Here is a 17,494-nt window from a genome sequence, read left to right as displayed (position 1 = left end):
ATCACCTTCGTTGCTCATTTCTCGGAACTTTGGCTTGGCGACAGCTTCGGACTCTGTATAACCGACGCAGGCTCGGCCCCACAAAGGCCAGTAATGCGCCATCCCTACGCAAAAGACTGGAGGACCCCATGTCCAACGCACTGAATGGCAAACGCATCGCAATTCTTGTAACCGATGGTTTCGAGCAGGTCGAACTGACCGGCCCCAGGGAAGCTCTGGAGCAGGCGGGTGCCAAAGTAGAAATCCTTTCCAGCCAGGACGGTAATGTCAAAGGCTGGAATCACGACAAGCCTGCTGACGACTTTGCTGTGGACGGCACGTTCAAGTCCGCCAACGCGAGCAGCTATGACGGCATCGTCCTGCCTGGCGGCGTGCAGAACTCCGACACCATCCGTCTGGACAGCGATGCTCAGCAACTCGTCAAGGATGCCAGCGCATCCGGCAAGCCACTGGCAGTCATCTGTCACGGCGGCTGGCTGCTGATCTCCGCTGGACTGGTCAAGGGCAAGACCATGACCAGCTTCAAGACGCTGAAAGATGACCTGGTCAATGCCGGCGCCAACTGGGTCGATCAGGAAGTGGTTACCGACGGCACGCTGATAAGCAGCCGCCAGCCCGATGATATTCCGGCGTTCAACAACAAGTTGATTGAAGCGCTGTCGGCATAAGCGAACGTGTTAATTCTTGTCATCCCGGCGCGCAGCCGGGATGACGCGCTATAATCCCGCTCTTTTTTCCGGAGCGACGTCATGTCCCTGCCTAGCTTGCGCCTCAAAGCCAACGCCGACCGTCGCCTGCGCGCCGGCCATCTGTGGGTCTACAGCAATGAAATCGATGTAGCCGCCACCCCTCTTCACGGCTTTGCGGCTGGCGATCAAGCCATTCTCGAAGCCGCTGGCGGCAAGCCGTTGGGCATCGTCGCCATGAGCCCCAACAATTTGATCTGCGCCCGCCTGCTGTCGCGCGACGTCAAGTTGCCGCTGGACAAATCCCTTCTGGTCCATCGCTTGAACGTGGCTCTGTCGCTGCGTGATCGCCTGTTCGACAAGCCCTTCTATCGCCTTGTCTACGGTGACTCCGACTTGCTGCCGGGCCTGGTGGTGGATCGTTTCGGTGACATCCTCGTCGTGCAACTGGCTTCGGCCACCATGGAGCACCATAAGGACGACGTGATTGCCGCACTGGTCCAGGTGCTCAAGCCAAGCGGCATCCTGTTCAAGAACGACTCGGCCGCCCGCGATGCCGAAGGCCTGAATCGTTATGTCGAAACCGTTTTCGGTCTGGTTCCCGAGTGGGTGGCGCTGGAAGAAAACGGTGTGCAGTTCGAAGCGCCGGTCATGGCAGGCCAGAAGACCGGCTGGTTCTACGACCACCGCATGAACCGTGCGCGTCTGGCCCCGTACGTCAAAGGCAAACGCGTGCTGGACCTGTACAGCTACATCGGCGGCTGGGGGATTCAGGCCGCCGCCTTCGGCGCCAGCGACGTGACCTGCGTCGACGCCTCGTCCTTCGCCCTCGATGGTGTGGAACGCAACGCAGCGTTGAACGGTTTTGCCGAAAAGCTGACCTGCATCGAAGGTGACGTGTTCGAAGCCCTGAAAGAGCTGAAGGCGGGTGAAGAGCGCTTCGACGTGATCGTTGCCGATCCGCCTGCGTTCATTAAGCGCAAGAAAGACATGAAAAACGGCGAAGGCGCCTACCGCCGCCTGAACGAGCAGGCCATGCGCCTGCTTACCAAGGACGGTATTCTGGTCAGCGCCTCGTGCTCGATGCACCTGCCTGAAGATGACCTGCAAAACATCCTGCTGACCAGCGCCCGCCACCTGGACCGCAACATCCAGTTGCTGGAACGTGGCGGTCAGGGTCCCGATCATCCGGTCCATCCAGCCATTGCCGAAACACGTTACATCAAGAGCATTACCTGCCGGTTGCTGCCCAACAGCTGATCGCGTGATCGGGCCAGCGACACGCTGGTCCGATCCACGACCTCCCCTGCGATCCACTTCGGCCTGGCGCCGCCTTACCTGAACATATCTCGAAACACCCACATTCACAGGCGATAATTAAATATCGCTCTGCGCTTTTTCTCGCTGATAAATTGTCATCGTCCTGCAAGCGAACACCCACGTGATCGCGAAGCAAGGGACGACTCAAAATGGACTTTGTTTAATTTAAATGGATTTAAATCATGATCGACCCTACCTATGTTGACTACATTCGCGATGACCTGAAAAAGATGGCGGCCGACCAGCTGTCCAAAGGCCTGCTTTCCGAAGAGGGTGCCGACCTGATTCACCATGTCGTCGACGCGCCAGCGGCCTCCGATGACGATGGCATCACCATCGGCCAGTTCCTCATGCCTCAGCACGGTGGCATCAACCTTTCACGCCTGTTCGTGATTCGCGGCCCGTCCGGCCAGCACATCCTTTATGTCCCCGAACAACCTGCGGCACCCACCAATCGCATTTTTCATGAAAACCACGACTGGGTACGCACCGCGAACATACTGGTTCAGTTTCTGGGTAAACCCGGCGGACTGGAATACATGCTCGACCTGGTGCAGGAAGATCAACGCCATCTCGTCGCCGATTACTTCGAAGAAATCACTCGCCTGCCTTCTTCGTGGAGACCTGAGGCCATAATGCTCCAGCCTGTGAGCGGCGAAACGTATCTGCATCAGATCCAGGCCATCGTGAGGCGCTAACCGGTCACGCACGATAAACCCGTCGCCGACAGGGCCCTGTCGGCGACTTCCGTCATACCGTTTCGCCCCCCCTCAATATTTCATTCGTCGTGCATGAGCCTGCCAAAGCACCACAGTGCCGCATTACCTGTGCGCAATGTGTCCCCCGGCCCATCAGCGGTGTAGAATCGGCCGTATTCATCGCCAGTCATCCCCGGCGGGTTTATGAGCTCAGGCCGAGTACACGGTGATCCCGTGGTTTTCGGTTTCTTCGCTGCATCCGGTCACTGCCGCTTGCAAGCGACGTCAATAGAAGCTCACTCCCTTCCTGATCAGCCTTATTTTGCCGGAGTGCTCCAATGCCTGATTACCGCTCGAAAACGTCCACCCACGGCCGCAACATGGCCGGCGCCCGTGCCCTTTGGCGCGCAACGGGCATGAAGGACGAAGATTTCAAGAAACCGATCATCGCCATCGCCAACTCGTTCACCCAGTTCGTACCGGGCCATGTGCACCTGAAAGACATGGGTCAACTGGTGGCTCGCGAAGTCGAACGCGCCGGTGGTGTGGCCAAGGAATTCAATACCATTGCGGTAGACGATGGCATCGCCATGGGCCATGACGGCATGCTGTATTCGCTGCCGAGCCGCGAGATCATTGCCGACTCTGTGGAATACATGGTCAACGCCCACTGTGCGGACGCCATCGTCTGCATCTCCAACTGCGACAAGATCACACCCGGCATGCTGATGGCCTCATTGCGCCTCAACATCCCGGTGATTTTCGTGTCCGGCGGGCCGATGGAAGCGGGCAAGACCAAGCTGGCCAGTCACGGGCTGGATCTGGTCGATGCCATGGTGATCGCCGCCGATTCGACAGCCAGCGATGAAAAAGTCGCCGAGTACGAACGCAGCGCCTGTCCAACATGCGGTTCGTGCTCGGGCATGTTCACCGCCAACTCCATGAACTGCCTGACCGAAGCACTGGGCCTGGCCTTGCCGGGCAATGGTTCGGCGCTCGCCACTCACAGTGACCGTGAGCAACTGTTCCTGCAGGCGGGCCGCACCATCGTCGACCTGTGCCGACAGTACTACACCCACAATGATGACTCGGTGCTGCCGCGCAACATCGCCAACTTCAAGGCGTTCGAGAACGCCATGACGCTGGATATCGCCATGGGCGGCTCGACCAACACCATCCTGCACTTGCTGGCCGCCGCTCAGGAAGCCGAGATCGACTTCGACCTGCGCCACATCGACCGCCTGTCTCGCAAGGTGCCGCAACTCTGCAAGGTCGCCCCGAACATCCAGAAGTACCACATGGAAGACGTTCACCGCGCAGGCGGCATTTTCAGCATCCTCGGCGAACTGGCCCGCGGCGGCCTGCTGCACACCGACCTGCCGACCGTCCACAGCAAGACCCTGGCCGAAGGCATCGCCAAGTGGGACATCACCCAGACCACCGATGAAGCGGTTCACACCTTCTTCAAGGCTGGCCCTGCCGGCATCCCGACGCAGACCGCGTTCAGCCAGTCGACCCGCTGGGACAGCCTGGATGACGATCGTGAAAACGGCTGCATCCGCAGCGTCGAGCACGCCTACTCGCAGGAGGGCGGCCTGGCCGTGCTGTACGGCAACATCGCGCTGGATGGCTGCGTGGTTAAAACCGCAGGCGTCGATGAGTCGATCCACGTGTTCGAAGGCAACGCCAAGATCTTCGAAAGCCAGGACAGCGCCGTGCGCGGGATCCTGGCTGACGAAGTTAAAGCTGGCGACATCGTGATCATCCGCTATGAAGGCCCGAAAGGCGGTCCGGGCATGCAGGAAATGCTCTACCCGACGTCGTACCTGAAATCCAAAGGGCTGGGCAAGGATTGTGCGCTGCTCACCGATGGTCGCTTCTCGGGCGGCACCTCGGGCCTTTCCATCGGCCATGCATCGCCTGAAGCCGCTGCTGGCGGCGCAATCGGTCTGGTGCGCGATGGCGACAAGGTGCTGATCGACATTCCGAACCGCTCGATCAACCTGTTGATCGACGACACTGAAATGGCCGAGCGCCGTGCCGAGCAGGACAAGAAAGGCTGGAAGCCGGTTGAATCACGGCCTCGCAAGGTGACCACCGCCCTCAAGGCCTACGCCCTGCTGGCGACCAGTGCTGACAAGGGCGCTGTACGTGACAAGGCATTGCTGGACAAACTGGTACCGTAAAGCAGCATCGTCAAAGCAAAAAGCCCGGCAGAGATGCCGGGCTTTTTGTTGGGTGTAGGTGCCATCAAGCGCAGACGCAGAGCGCAGGCTCGATCACCTTCAACTCACTGAATCTCGTCCGGCTTGACGATCACCCAGTTCTTGTCGGCAGTGACCGGCAGCCCTTCCTTCGCCTGGGCTTCGGCGTTCTTCTTGATCATGCCGTTCAGTTGGGTCATGTATTTGTCTTTGCGGTTGATCCACACATGCACGCCGCCTTTGCTGACGTCGACGCTGTGGAACAACATGTAGCCGTCACTTGTCGGGGTATCGCCACCTACCAGCACCGGCTTTTTCCATTCATCGATATAGGTCAGGATGGCCGCCTGCTTGCCAGCCATCCAGGTGGCCGGGGTCCACAGGTAAGGCGTCAGTTCCAGGCCCATATTGCTTTTCGCGTCATACTTGCCTGCCGTGATCTGTTTGCGCGCCGTGGTCAGCTCGCCGCTTTTTTTGTCCTTGAGCAACAGCGATACGCCAATCACGTTCTCCGGTTTGACGTTGTAGCCGTACTTGGGATCAGAGGCGACCATGCGGACCAGTTCTTCGGATGCCGCGGTCATCACGTAGACGTCGATGCCGTTTTCCATCAGCTTTTTGTACAACTCGGTTTGCCCGGTGAACACGCGCGGCGGCTCGACGTTGAGTTGTTTGACGGTATCGCCATCGTAATAGGTGGCAGGAATCGGCTTGCCGAGCGCCATCAGCTCGTCCACGTAGCCTTTGAGCTCCTGCAGGGTGAAGCCGGAAAACACCTGTGCGACCCATGGGTAGCAGACCATGTCGTCAACTTCGCAGAGGCGGTAGTAGTAGCTGAACAGGCTTTCCTTGTGCTCGGCAGTGTCTTTGAACGGGATCAGCTTCAGTGAAGGGTCGAGTTTCTCGCGGGTAATCAGGCCTTTGTTTTCCATGTACGGCAACAGCGACTCTTCAAGGTCGAAGCGGTAGCTGGTGTTGTCCATGTCAAAGACCGCGTAGTTACCCTTGTTGGCGTTGGCGGCGATCATTGCATCGAGTGCTTTCGCGGCAGGCTCGGGCCAATGCTTCAATTCGGTGGCGGCGAAAGCCTGGCTGGCCAGCCCGACACAAAGCGCAGCAAACAGCATTTTTGGCACGAGTTTCATGGGCAAAGTCCCCTTCTCAAAAATTTGAAAGGTCAGACCGTAACAAAATATTATGAACGCAAAAGTGCGCGAGCGACCTTGGAGGCGTCGGAAGACGTCATTTGCCCCACTGATCACGACAGCAAAACCAAAAACGACATTTTTGTGACATTTTGTTTGCCGTCGCATCATCGCCGATGGCTCAACCCCGCTCCCACACCTCGAAGTTGTAGGCAGGCTTGTCTTCAACAGCGGCGTTTTCAGTATTGGAAACCAGCTTCCATTGCGCCTGATCGAACTCGGGAAACCACGCATCGCCCTCCGGGCTCAGTGCCACCCGAGTCAGGTACAGACGATCCGCCTTGGCCAGGCCTTGAGCGTACAACTGCGCGCCGCCAATCAGCATGACCTCATCGACGCCCTGCTCTCGCGCCCACTCTTCGGCGCGCACTACAGCGGCGTCCAGCGAAGCAAAAACCTCGGCTCCTTCGAGCTGAAGGTCTGTCTGGCGACTGACCACCAGATTCAGGCGGCCCGGCAACGGACGGCCCAGCGAATCCCAGGTCTTGCGGCCCATGATGATGGGCTTGCCGAGGGTGGTCGCCTTGAAGTATTTGAAATCCCCCGGCAAATGCCAGGGCATGGAATTGTCGACGCCGATCACTCGGTTTTCACCAAGGGCGGCAATCAGGCTGAGGGGGAGATGAGTAGTCATGCCGCGAGGATATCAGAGCGCGCCCGGCAAGCCACTGAACTGTTACACGCCGTGCTCAGTCCCATGACAGCGGTTATGCTCACCGCTGAATTCCTTGAAGAGACGCCGTGTGACTGCGCTGACACCACTCGATACCCTTTGGCTGACCGAAGCTGTGCGCCTGCGTGAACATCAGGCGGGCACGCTGGACGATCAGGAAGCCAACCGCCGCGCCCGCGCTGGCGAAGGCGACCTCACAACCCGCATTACCCATCGCGCCTTGTGGCTGGCGGAGCGCGACGGCATGGTTGCCGCGCTGCATCACTGGAAACAGGGGGCGCGACTGGCCCTGATTGCGCTGGCCATACTGGCGATCATGAGTGGTGCAGGTCTGGCTTTCGCCGCCATGGGCGATGGCCGGACACCAGTGAACGTATTCTGGGCGCTGGGCAGCCTGCTCGGCTTGAATCTGATTCTTCTGATCAGTTGGGGGTTGGGGCTGATCTTCGCCGGACGCAATAACAGCGGGCTTGGTCGCCTGTGGTTATGGTTGAGTGAAAAGCTCGCCCGCGATGCGCAGGCCGCACAACTGGCGCCAGCGCTCATTCTACTGCTGCAACGAAAGCGCCTGAATCGCTGGGTATTGGGATCGGTGATCAACAGCCTGTGGCTGATCGCGCTGCTCAGCGCGTTGGTGGTGCTGTTGATGCTGATGTCGACCCGACGCTACGGCTTTGTCTGGGAAACCACCATCTTGAGCAGCGACACATTCGTCAGCCTGACCCAGACGCTGAGCACGATCCCGGCATGGCTGGGTTTCAGCGTACCGGACGAATCGATGATCCGCGCCAGCGGCAACGGCGCATCAAGTATCGAAAATTCTCGCCAGGCTTGGGCGGCCTGGCTGGTTGGCGTGCTGCTGGTCTATGGCGTTCTGCCGCGCCTGCTGCTGGCCGCGTTTTGTCTGTGGCGCTGGAAAAGTGGCCGCGCTGGCCTGCGACTTGATCTGGAGCAGCCCGATTACCTTGAGCTGCGCGAACGGCTGATGCCCAGCAGCGAGCGCCTGGGCGTCAACGACGCCGAGCCCGCAATGCTGCACCAGGTTCAGCGCGACGCCGGGATTGCTCAAAGCGAAGGCGCTCTGCTGGTGGCCATCGAACTGGACGACCAATGCGTCTGGCCGCCACACCTGCCCGCTGGCGTTTCCAATGCGGGGGTTCTGGACAGCCGCGAATCCCGGCACAGACTGCTGGAACAACTGACTCAATACCCGCCCGCACGCCTGCTGATTGCCTGTGATCCGCGCCGCTCGCCGGACCGTGGCAGCCTTGCGTTGATCGCAGAGCTGGCCCGCTGCGCCGGAGCAACCCGCGTCTGGCTGCTGCCAGCACCTGCGGGACAGACACTGGACCCCGAGCGACTCGACGACTGGCATGTCGCTTTGGATCAACTGCAATTGCCATGGACAGACAGCACGCCCATGAACTGGCTGGAGACAGGTCATGAGTGAAGCGCGCAAACCCACAGCCATCAAGCTGGCAGTGGTCGGGCACACCAACGTGGGCAAGACCTCGTTAATGCGGACCCTGACAGGCGACGTCAGCTTCGGCGAAGTGTCCCATAGACCCAGCACGACAAGGCACGTTGAGGGTGCCCGCCTCTCGGTGGAAGGCCAGGCCACGGTCGAGCTGTACGATACTCCCGGCCTGGAAGACGCCATCGCCCTGCTCGACTATCTGGAACGCCTGGACCGTCCAGGCGAACGACTGGATGGCCCGGCAAGGCTGGCGCGCTTCCTGGAAGGCAGCGAGGCGCGCCAACGCTTCGAACAGGAAGCAAAGGTGCTGCGGCAGTTGCTCGACTCGAACGCAGGTCTCTATGTGATCGATGCCCGCGAACCGGTGCTGTCCAAATACCGTGACGAATTGGCAGTGCTTGCCAGTTGCGGAAAACCCTTGTTACCGGTCCTCAATTTCGTCAGCGCGCAGCAGCACCGTGAGCCCGAATGGCGCGAAGCCCTCTCGCGCCTCGGCCTGCATGCGCTGGTGCGTTTCGACAGTGTCGCGCCTCCTGAAGACGGCGGGCGGCGTCTCTACGAAAGCCTGGCGCTGATGCTGGAAAGCGCACGCCCGCAGTTGGAGCGCCTGATTCAGGATCAGGAGAAACAGCGTCAGGCCAGGCGCCTCAGTGCAGGGCGCCTGATCGCGGAAATGCTGATCGACTGCGCAGCCTGTCGGCGCAGCGTCGAAACCACGCCTGACCAGGAGAAGCAGGCCATCGACACGTTGCGTCAGGCGGTCCGGCAGCGTGAACAGCAATGCGTTAAGGCGCTGCTCAAACTGCATGCGTTTCGCAAGGATGACGTGACCGCCAGCGACTTGCCGCTGATGGATGGCCGCTGGGGCGATGACCTGTTCAACCCGGAAACCCTCAAGCTGATGGGCGTACGGGTCGGCGGCGGCGTGGCGGCAGGCGCTGCGGCCGGAGCAGGCGTGGATCTGATGGTCGGAGGGGTCACACTGGGCGCAGCTGCGCTGGTGGGTGCCATTGCCGGCGGCGCCCTGCTGACCGCACGCAGCTACGGCGGACGCCTGCTGGGCAAACTCAAAGGACATCGGGAATTGACGGTCGACGATGCCGTACTGCGACTGCTCGCACTGCGTCAGACCCATCTGTTGGCCGCACTCGGCGTCAGAGGCCACGCGGCAATCAACAGCATCGAACTGACCAGCCCGCAGGACACGACCTGGCGCAAAGGCAAACTGCCAGAGCCCTTGTCACGCTCTCGCGCCCACCCGCAGTGGTCATCGCTCAATCCCCGTGCGCGCTTGAATCAGGCTGAAAGGCAAGAGGTGATTGATGAGTTGGCGGGGGTGATTTTGCGGGAGTGATGACTCAGCCAGTTATGTCGTGTCTGCTCCCAAAACTGACATCGGACACGATCAGCGTGCTGGCAAACACATCGAATACCTGATTCGTCTTATAAAAAAACCCGCATCTCTGCGGGTTTTTTATTGCCTCAAGGAATCAGCCCTTGAACACGTCGTCCACGCTGGTCAGCGGGTAGTGCTTCGGATATGGCAGGGTGGCCACACCGCTTTCGATGGCGGCCTTGGCGACTGCTTCGGCGATCAGGCCCAGCAGGCGGGTATCCATCGGTTTCGGGATGATGTATTCACGACCGAATTCCAGTTTGATGCCGCCATAGGCGTCGCACACTTCCTGAGGAACAGGCAGCTTGGCCAGTTCGCGCAGGGCGTTGGCTGCGGCGATCTTCATTTCTTCGTTGATGCGTTTGGCGCGAACGTCCAGAGCACCGCGGAAAATGAACGGGAAGCCCAGTACGTTGTTGACCTGGTTCGGGTAGTCCGAACGGCCGGTCGCCATGATCACGTCGCTGCGAGTGGCGTGAGCCAGTTCCGGGGAGATTTCCGGATCAGGGTTCGAACAGGCGAACACGATCGGGTCCTTGGCCATCAGCTTGAGATTCTCAGCACTCAGCAGGTTAGGACCGGACAGGCCCACGAACACGTCAGCGCCATCCAGCGCATCGGTCAGCGTGCGCTTTTCAGTGGCATGTGCGAACACAGCCTTGTACTGGTTCAGGTCGGTACGTCCGGAGTGGATCACGCCGGTGCGGTCGATCATGAAGATGTTTTCGATCTTTGCGCCCATGCTCACCAGCAGCTTCATGCAGGAGATGGCTGCAGCGCCAGCGCCCAGGCAGACGATCTTCGCCGTGTCGAGGGTTTTGCCGACGATTTCCAGTGCGTTGATCATGCCGGCTGCAGTCACGATAGCAGTGCCGTGCTGGTCATCGTGGAACACCGGGATGTCGCACTGTTCGATCAGCGCTTTCTCGATTTCAAAGCACTCGGGCGCCTTGATGTCTTCCAGGTTGATACCACCGAAAGTAATCGAAATGCGCTTTACGGTGTCGATGAAGGCCTGCGGGCTTTCGGAATCGACTTCGATATCGAAAACGTCGATACCGGCGAAGCGCTTGAACAGAACGCCTTTACCTTCCATGACTGGTTTGGAGGCCAGTGGGCCCAGATCGCCAAGGCCGAGGATTGCGGTGCCATCGGAGATAACTGCTACCAGGTTGCCTTTGCCGGTGTACTTGTAAGCCAGCTCCGGGTCACGGGCAATTTCACGCACGGGTTCAGCAACGCCAGGGCTGTAGGCCAGAGCCAGGTCACGAGCGGTTGCGGTCGGCTTGGTGAGTTCTACGCTCAGCTTCCCTGGACGGGGATTGGCATGGTAATCGAGCGCGGCAGTTTTCAAATCTGACATGTATTGGATTCCGCTTTTTTTACTGTGGGACAGACGGACCGCCGAGGATACGCAAGATGCATAGTCCTAACAAGACTGACCAGTCACTGCTGTCAAGGGGCGAGAAGTTAGACTTTCCGCTAAGGCACTGGAAACACAAAAAGCCGAACCGCTCGTCGAAAGGCCCGGGATTGCAGGCGACGCCTAGGGGTTGAGCATGGCCGGATGGGTCAGCGGCATCAGCCAGCGAGCCTGTCCTGACTGTAGACCACCGCGCCGGGAACGGTCCACCACCCAGCCCCGCGCTTCAACCTGTCGGCCCTTTAGCCGCTCAAGCTTCGCCACATCGAAGGCTGGCAGCAGATCAGGGGCAACGCGTAGCACCAATGGGCCGTCGAGTTCGATCCAGACTCCGCCGCGGTTGCGTTGAACGCTCTTCACGCGCCCGGATATCACGGCAAAGCCGCCTTTGTTGATACGACTGGCAGATTGCACAGGAGCGTTGCGCCACAGGCCCAGTCTGGCCTGGCGCGCCTGACGCTCGGCGCTCTGCTGGCAATCGACCAGCGCCGTATTGGGCGCGACGGCGACCAGATAGCCGAGTCCTTCGCTCAGCAACTGCGCCTCGAGGTTGGCGCCGTTGCGAGCGTAGACGTTGGCCAGCGTACGACCGTAACGATCCCTGGCCTGCTGACCGATCTGCAGGCGAACCTGGCCGTCGCTGTCTTTGACCAGCGCTTGCAGGCGTCGCTTGCCCGCTTCGGCGAACGGCTCGGCGGACTGACCGCGCTTGCCGGTCTCGGGCGTATTGAGACCGATCATTCGTACACTGCGACCATCGCTCAGACGCAGGGTGTCACCGTCCACCACGCTCTGCACCTTTACAACGGGCAAACCGTCCGGCGCAGGGCAGAACGCCTCTGCGCCGGACAGCCAAATCGCGGACATAAAAAAGACGCCCACAAGGGGCGTCTTTTCAAGCAGTCTGGAAATGCCCATGAGGCAGCCAGTCTTACTTCGCTTTGGTTGCGCCGAACGCACCGAAACGGGATTTGAACTTGTCGACACGGCCGCCGATGTCAAGCGTCTTCTGCTTGCCAGTGTAGAACGGGTGGCACTCGTTGCACACGTCGAGGCTCAGAGGAGCGGCGAGAGTGGAACGGGTCTTGATGACATTGCCGCAGCTGCAGGTTGCGTCAATGGCTTCGTAAACTGGATGGATATCAGCTTTCATCGGTACTTCCTCAGTCTAGCGTGCCGCCACCCAACACTATTGTTGAATACCGCACGGAAATAGGCCGTGGATAGTATCAGACAATCAGAACGACGCAAGCGAACCTTTGCACCGGTCGTCTGCTAAGATCGCGCATCGCCCACGACCGCCACAGGGAAACAACGCGTGCCCAACGCCATCCTGCGCCTTGCCCTGCCCTCGCCGCTTCGCCGCCTGTTCGATTACCGCGCCCCTGCTGGCGTGTCGCGCAGCGTTCTGCAGCCCGGCATGCGTCTGCGGGTGCCATTCGGCCGGCGGGAAATGATCGGCATTCTGGTCGAGGTCGTGGATCACAGTGAAGTACCTGCTGACAAATTGAAGCCCGCGATTGCCTTGCTCGACAGCCAGGCGCCACTGCCCCCAGCGCTGTTCAAGCTGTGCCTGTGGACGTCCCAGTATTATCAGCACAGCCTGGGCGACACCTTGAGCTGGGCCTTGCCGGTGCTACTGCGTCAGGGCGAACTGGCCGAAACCCGCCAGGAACGCTTCTGGCACGTATCGCCCGGCGCCAGCGTCGACGACTCGCGCATCGCCCGTGCACCCAAGCAGCGCGAAGCCCTGACCACCCTCGCCCAGCATCCTCATGGTGTGGCGCATCAACTGCTCAGCAAGCTGATGCTTAATAAGGACAGCCTCAACCTGTTGCTGGCCAAGGAGCTGGTGTACGTCGAAGTGCGCAGCCACGCGCCCAGTGCGCGTCATGAACACTGGCTGGCGCAGCCGGAATTGCCGCTTAATACCGAGCAGCGCGCCGCCTATGAAGCCATACGCGCCGGGTTCGATAGCTTCCATGCGTTTCTGCTGGCAGGCGTGACGGGCAGCGGCAAGACCGAAGTCTATCTGCAACTGATCCGCGAGACGCTGGAGGCGGGCAAGCAGGCGCTGGTACTGATCCCGGAAATCAACCTGGGGCCGCAGACTCTGGCGCGCTTCGAACAGCGCTTCAATGCACGTATTGCGTTGATACATTCAGCCGTCAACGACCGTGAGCGACTGGATGCCTGGCTGGCGGCGCGCGATGGCGAAGCCGACATTATCATCGGCACCCGCTCGGCGCTGTTCACGCCCATGAAAAACCCTGGCCTGATCATCATCGACGAAGAGCACGACGGCTCTTATAAACAGCAGGAAGGTCTGCGCTATCACGCTCGCGATCTGGCGCTGGTGCGTGCCCGTCAGGAAAACATCCCGATTGTGCTCGGCTCGGCCACCCCATCACTGGAAAGCCTGCACAACGCCTACACCGGTCGTTACGGCCTGCTGCGCCTGAATCAACGTGCCGGCGGCGCGCAACAGCCACGCTTTCTGCGACTGGACGTAAAAAGCAGACCGCTGGACAGCGGCATCTCCGGGCCGATGCAACAAGCCATTGGTCAGACCGTTGCGGCTGGCCAGCAGGTGCTGGTGTTTCTCAACCGCCGCGGCTTTGCGCCGACCCTGCTGTGCCACGACTGCGGCTGGATGTCCGGCTGTCAGCGCTGCGACGCGCGCATGACGGTGCACCAGCGCTCCGGCGAGCTGCGCTGCCACCACTGCGGGTACGTTGAAAGAGTGCCGCGTCAGTGCCCGTCGTGCGGCAAGGTGGATCTGCGACCGGTCGGCGCAGGCACCGAGCGCGCCGAAGAGCGTCTGGCGATACTGTTTCCGGATTACCCGGTGCTGCGCGTCGACCGCGACAGCACCTCGCGCAAGGATGCGATGAATCAGCTGTTCGCGACCATCCAGCGCGGCCAGCCGTGCATTCTGGTCGGCACGCAGATGCTCGCCAAAGGGCATCACTTCCCTCGCGTCACGCTGGTGTCGATTCTGGATGCCGACGGCGGGCTGTTCTCCGGCGACTTCCGCGCCAGCGAGCGCATGGCACAACTGATCGTCCAGGTCGCCGGGCGCGCAGGCCGGGCCGAGGAGCCGGGCCGAGTGATCATTCAGACGCACCTGGCCGACCACCCCTTGTTGATCCAGCTCACCGAACAGGGCTATTTCGCGTTCGCCGAACAGGCCTTGAGCGAACGCCGCTCGGCCGGTCTGCCGCCGTTCTCGCACCTCGCGTTGCTGCGCGCCGAAGCACACAAGCCGGGGCAGGCCGAAGCGTTTCTGGATCAGGCTTGCAGCGAGGCGGAGCGACTGCTGACTGACATGAGCCTGGGCGGTATCGAACTGCTCGGCCCGGTGCCCGCACCGATGGAACGTCGTGCCGGACGCTATCGTGCGCAATTGCTGTTGCAGTCCAGCGCCCGTGCGCCGCTGCACAAATTGCTGAGCAACTGGCTGATCGCTCTTGAGCAGATGCCCAGTGGCAGGCAGGTCAGGTGGTCGCTGGACGTGGACCCCGTTGACCTGTACTGATCCCCCCTGCATTAACGCTGTTTTTTTGTGGGAGACGGCCCAGTGTTTACTGCAAGACAGGGCAGCCTCTCTGGCGCAGCGGGATACCTGAATGGTCCGCATGAATAGACGCCTGAAAACCAACACGGTTGGCAAGGCGGCTTGAGCAACGGATAATGCAAAGTTTTTCCACCCGCGCATCCTGGCGCCACCGCGCTTGCGGTCGAAGAGAGCATCATGAAAGACACCATTCGCCAGCTGATTCAACAAGCCTTGACCCGTCTTGTCACCGAGGGCGTCTTGCCAGAAGGGCTGACGCCGGCGATCCAGGTCGAGAACGCTCGCGACAAGACCCACGGCGACTTCGCCAGCAACATCGCAATGATGCTCGCCAAGCCCGCCGGGATGAAGCCGCGCGATCTGGCTGAAAAGCTGATTGCAGCGCTGCCCGCCGATGAGCAGGTCAGCAAGGTGGAAATCGCAGGTCCCGGCTTTCTGAATTTCTTCCAGAACACTCAAGCCCTGGCCGCACGTCTGGACGCAGCCCTGGCCGACCCGCACCTCGCGGTACGCAAGGCAGGCCCGGCGCAGCGTGTGGTGGTCGACCTGTCGGCACCGAACCTGGCCAAGGAAATGCACGTCGGCCATCTGCGCTCGACCATCATTGGTGACGGCGTAGCCAATGTCCTCGGTTTTCTGGGCGATACCGTCATTCGCCAGAACCACGTCGGCGACTGGGGCACCCAGTTCGGCATGCTGCTCGCTTATCTTCAGGAAAAACCGGCGACCAGCGACGAGCTGTCGGACCTGGAAAACTTCTATCGGGCAGCGAAGCAGCGTTTCGACGAATCCGAAGAGTTCGCCGAGCGCGCCCGCGGGCTCGTGGTCAAGCTGCAGGGCGGCGATGCCGAATGCCTGGCGCTCTGGAAACGCTTCAACGAAATCTCGCTGTCGCACTGCCAGAAGACCTACGAGCGCCTCAACGTCAATCTGACCCCGGCCGATGTCATGGGCGAAAGCGCCTACAACGACGATCTGGCCAATGTGGTCAGCGACTTGAAAGCCGCGGGCCTGCTGGTGGAAAGCAATGGTGCCCTGTGCGTATTCCTCGAAGAATTCCGCACCGCTGAAGACACACCACTGCCAGTGATCGTACAAAAGGCCGGTGGCGGCTACCTGTACGCCACCACTGACCTTGCCGCCATTCGTTATCGCAGCAAGGTGCTCAAGGCTGATCGCGCGCTGTACTTCGTTGACCAGCGACAGGCGCTGCACTTCCAGCAGGTGTTCGAAGTCGCGCGACGCGCAGGCTTCGTTCATGAAGGCATGCAACTGGAACACATGGGCTTTGGCACCATGAACGGCGCCGACGGCCGTCCGTTCAAGACCCGCGATGGCGGTACAGTAAAGCTGATCGATCTGCTCGACGAAGCTGAAGAGCGTGCTTACACGCTGGTAAAAGAAAAGAACCCCGAAGTTGCGGAAGCCGAGCTGCGCAGCATCGCCAGGGCGGTGGGCATCAGCGCGGTGAAATACGCCGACCTGTCCAAGCACCGTACCAGCGACTACAGCTTCAACTTCGATCAGATGCTGAGCTTCGAAGGCAACACAGCGCCTTACCTGCTCTACGCCTACACGCGTGTGTCTGGTGTATTCCGCAAGCTGGGCACGCCGTTCGATGCCAGCAAAGGCAAGATCGCGCTGGAAGCTCCGCAAGAGCAGGAACTGGCAGCCCGCCTGGCGCAATTCACCGAAACCCTGAACAACGTCGCAGAAAAAGGCACGCCTCACGTACTCTGTGCTTACCTGTATGACCTTGCGGGTCTGTTTTCGAGCTTTTACGAAAACTGCCCGATCCTTGGTGCCGAAAATCCCGATCAGCAACAGAGCCGCCTGCGTCTGGCAGCGCTGACCGGTCGCACCCTCAAGCAAGGCCTGGATCTGTTGGGTCTGGAAACTCTGGAGCGTATGTAAGTTGGCAGTTGCGAAGAAGAAACCGGCACCCAAGCGCGGCGCCAGCCGTTATCAGGCACCTGCGAAGAAGCCGATTCCAGGATGGTTGTGGCTGGTCATTGGCTTGACCGTAGGCGCATTCGTTGTCTTTCTGATGAAGCTCGAGCCCGGCGGCGATGACATCAAGCGGGTCAAGGCTGACGCCAAGGCGGCAAAAATCGCCGAAGCGAACAAGACGCCACCGAGCCCGACGGCCCCGGTCAAGCCCAAGTACGACTTCTACACCTTGCTGCCCGAGTCGGAAGTGATCGTGCCGAACGAAGCGGTGCCTGAAAAGACGCCGCCTGCGGTCGCGCCGACTGCCCCGGTTACGCCGGAGCAGGCCGCCAAAATCGATACCGCCCGCGCCCAGGCTGCGCTCAGCGGCCTGACTCCGCCACCAGCGCCTCCGGTCGCGGCGACCAAACCGGCGGCGGTGACCACATTCTTCCTGCAGGCGGGTTCGTTTCGCAAACAGGCAGACGCCGAGAAGGTCCGTGCGCAGATCATCCTGCTGGGCCAGACCGCGACCGTGGAATCGGGCACCGTGAAGGACGAAACCTGGTACCGCGTGCTGGTCGGCCCGTTCAGCAACCGCGAGCAACTGACCACAGCCCAGAAGCAGCTGGCGGGTGGTGGATTCAGTAACCTTTTGTTGCAGCAGCGTCAGAGCCGGTAAGGCGCTGATCGTTATACCTGAGTCTTGCCGCAACGGACTGTGGGAGGCGGCTTGCCGGCGACGCTTTTTTTGAAGCGACCTATCAGTGATTGAACTGACGCCATCGCCGGCAGGCCGCCTCCCACGGGGCATGCATTCAGTCAGACACGTTGATGATCGTTCCCATCCTCCTGCGTGGCAACGCCGCCCGGAACGGCCATTCACTGCCAACGGTTGAAATACCC

The 17,494-nt window shown here is 60.5% G+C and carries 14 protein-coding genes; 9 read left to right on the top strand and 5 right to left on the bottom strand.

The annotated features are described in order from the left end of the window. Positions 1-128: 128 nt before the first annotated feature. The 4 genes from KDX39_RS09195 (at position 129) to ilvD (ending at position 4,890) form a co-directional block, all read left to right on the top strand. A complete protein-coding gene (locus KDX39_RS09195) occupies positions 129-668 on the top strand; it encodes a type 1 glutamine amidotransferase domain-containing protein (protein ID WP_231660108.1) in 540 nt (179 codons plus the stop codon). An 81-nt stretch (positions 669-749) separates the two neighbouring features. Continuing rightward, entirely contained in the window at positions 750-1,946 is a 1,197-nt protein-coding gene (locus KDX39_RS09190; RefSeq protein ID WP_184321930.1) for a class I SAM-dependent rRNA methyltransferase, read from the top strand. 242 nt (positions 1,947-2,188) lie between these two features. Further along, complete coding sequence (locus tag KDX39_RS09185) at positions 2,189-2,704, top strand: dermonecrotic toxin domain-containing protein (protein WP_231660107.1); 516 nt, start codon at positions 2,189-2,191, stop codon at positions 2,702-2,704. Between the two features lie 338 nt (positions 2,705-3,042). Then, entirely contained in the window at positions 3,043-4,890 is a 1,848-nt protein-coding gene (ilvD, locus tag KDX39_RS09180) for a dihydroxy-acid dehydratase (protein ID WP_210073452.1), read from the top strand. A gap of 104 nt (positions 4,891-4,994) precedes the next feature. On the opposite strand, the gene KDX39_RS09175 is transcribed toward ilvD, so the two are convergent. Next, positions 4,995-6,053 (bottom strand): haloacid dehalogenase-like hydrolase, encoded by a 1,059-nt coding sequence (locus KDX39_RS09175; RefSeq protein WP_371321825.1) that lies wholly within the window; start codon positions 6,051-6,053, stop codon positions 4,995-4,997. A gap of 181 nt (positions 6,054-6,234) precedes the next feature. Continuing rightward, the gene (locus KDX39_RS09170) at positions 6,235-6,747 is read right to left on the bottom strand and encodes a dihydrofolate reductase (RefSeq protein ID WP_231660106.1); all 513 of its coding nucleotides are present in this window, start codon (positions 6,745-6,747) and stop codon (positions 6,235-6,237) included. Between the two features lie 109 nt (positions 6,748-6,856). Between KDX39_RS09170 and KDX39_RS09165 the strand changes: the two genes are divergently transcribed. Both KDX39_RS09165 and KDX39_RS09160 read left to right on the top strand, forming a co-directional pair. Beyond that, entirely contained in the window at positions 6,857-8,236 is a 1,380-nt protein-coding gene (locus KDX39_RS09165; RefSeq protein WP_231660105.1) for a DUF2868 domain-containing protein, read from the top strand. Then, positions 8,229-9,617: a GTPase/DUF3482 domain-containing protein gene (locus KDX39_RS09160; protein ID WP_231660104.1), complete on the top strand. Its 1,389-nt coding sequence runs from the start codon at positions 8,229-8,231 to the stop codon at positions 9,615-9,617. Before KDX39_RS09165 ends, KDX39_RS09160 begins: the two co-directional genes overlap by 8 nt. A 136-nt stretch (positions 9,618-9,753) precedes the next feature. Here the strand turns inward: KDX39_RS09160 and KDX39_RS09155 are convergent, their stop codons facing one another. The 3 genes from KDX39_RS09155 to rpmE all read right to left on the bottom strand — a co-directional run bounded on the left by KDX39_RS09155 (position 9,754) and on the right by rpmE (position 12,235). After that, the gene (locus tag KDX39_RS09155) at positions 9,754-11,022 is read right to left on the bottom strand and encodes a malic enzyme-like NAD(P)-binding protein (RefSeq protein ID WP_099229392.1); all 1,269 of its coding nucleotides are present in this window, start codon (positions 11,020-11,022) and stop codon (positions 9,754-9,756) included. Between the two features lie 183 nt (positions 11,023-11,205). Further along, positions 11,206-12,000 carry a thermonuclease family protein gene (locus KDX39_RS09150; RefSeq protein WP_231660103.1) on the bottom strand — a complete coding sequence of 265 codons (795 nt, stop codon included), beginning with the start codon at positions 11,998-12,000 and terminating at the stop codon, positions 11,206-11,208. Positions 12,001-12,013: 13 nt separating this feature from the next. Then, positions 12,014-12,235: a 50S ribosomal protein L31 gene (rpmE, locus tag KDX39_RS09145; protein ID WP_024686334.1), complete on the bottom strand. Its 222-nt coding sequence runs from the start codon at positions 12,233-12,235 to the stop codon at positions 12,014-12,016. Between the two features lie 165 nt (positions 12,236-12,400). On the opposite strand from rpmE, the gene KDX39_RS09140 reads away from it, so the two are divergent. The 3 genes from KDX39_RS09140 (at position 12,401) to KDX39_RS09130 (ending at position 17,270) form a co-directional block, all read left to right on the top strand. After that, the gene (locus tag KDX39_RS09140; RefSeq protein WP_231660102.1) at positions 12,401-14,620 is read left to right on the top strand and encodes a primosomal protein N'; all 2,220 of its coding nucleotides are present in this window, start codon (positions 12,401-12,403) and stop codon (positions 14,618-14,620) included. Positions 14,621-14,836: 216 nt separating this feature from the next. Next, positions 14,837-16,573: an arginine--tRNA ligase gene (gene argS / locus KDX39_RS09135; RefSeq protein ID WP_231660101.1), complete on the top strand. Its 1,737-nt coding sequence runs from the start codon at positions 14,837-14,839 to the stop codon at positions 16,571-16,573. A gap of 1 nt (position 16,574) precedes the next feature. Next, positions 16,575-17,270, top strand: coding sequence for an SPOR domain-containing protein (locus tag KDX39_RS09130; protein ID WP_122421613.1), 696 nt, complete (start codon positions 16,575-16,577; stop codon positions 17,268-17,270). The last annotated feature ends 224 nt before the right edge of the window (positions 17,271-17,494 follow it).

Origin of the sequence: Pseudomonas sp. CDFA 610 (assembly GCF_021147865.1) — a bacterium.
GTDB lineage: Bacteria > Pseudomonadota > Gammaproteobacteria > Pseudomonadales > Pseudomonadaceae > Aquipseudomonas > Aquipseudomonas alliivorans.
Note: the sequence above shows the minus strand (reverse complement) of the source record. Positions and strands in the feature narration are given on the sequence as shown.

What these genes read in the sequence shown, in the direction of transcription:
- KDX39_RS09160 (WP_231660104.1), top strand. Translation starts at nt 8,229, where the DNA reads ATGAGTGAAGCGCGCAAACCCACAGCCATCAAGCTGGCAGTGGTCGGG.
- KDX39_RS09170 (WP_231660106.1), bottom strand. Translation starts at nt 6,747, where the DNA reads ATGACTACTCATCTCCCCCTCAGCCTGATTGCCGCCCTTGGTGAAAAC.
- KDX39_RS09175 (WP_371321825.1), bottom strand. Translation starts at nt 6,053, where the DNA reads ATGAAACTCGTGCCAAAAATGCTGTTTGCTGCGCTTTGTGTCGGGCTG.
- KDX39_RS09155 (WP_099229392.1), bottom strand. Translation starts at nt 11,022, where the DNA reads ATGTCAGATTTGAAAACTGCCGCGCTCGATTACCATGCCAATCCCCGT.
- KDX39_RS09195 (WP_231660108.1), top strand. Translation starts at nt 129, where the DNA reads ATGTCCAACGCACTGAATGGCAAACGCATCGCAATTCTTGTAACCGAT.
- KDX39_RS09150 (WP_231660103.1), bottom strand. Translation starts at nt 12,000, where the DNA reads ATGGGCATTTCCAGACTGCTTGAAAAGACGCCCCTTGTGGGCGTCTTT.
- rpmE (WP_024686334.1), bottom strand. Translation starts at nt 12,235, where the DNA reads ATGAAAGCTGATATCCATCCAGTTTACGAAGCCATTGACGCAACCTGC.
- KDX39_RS09185 (WP_231660107.1), top strand. Translation starts at nt 2,189, where the DNA reads ATGATCGACCCTACCTATGTTGACTACATTCGCGATGACCTGAAAAAG.
- argS (WP_231660101.1), top strand. Translation starts at nt 14,837, where the DNA reads ATGAAAGACACCATTCGCCAGCTGATTCAACAAGCCTTGACCCGTCTT.
- KDX39_RS09190 (WP_184321930.1), top strand. Translation starts at nt 750, where the DNA reads ATGTCCCTGCCTAGCTTGCGCCTCAAAGCCAACGCCGACCGTCGCCTG.
- ilvD (WP_210073452.1), top strand. Translation starts at nt 3,043, where the DNA reads ATGCCTGATTACCGCTCGAAAACGTCCACCCACGGCCGCAACATGGCC.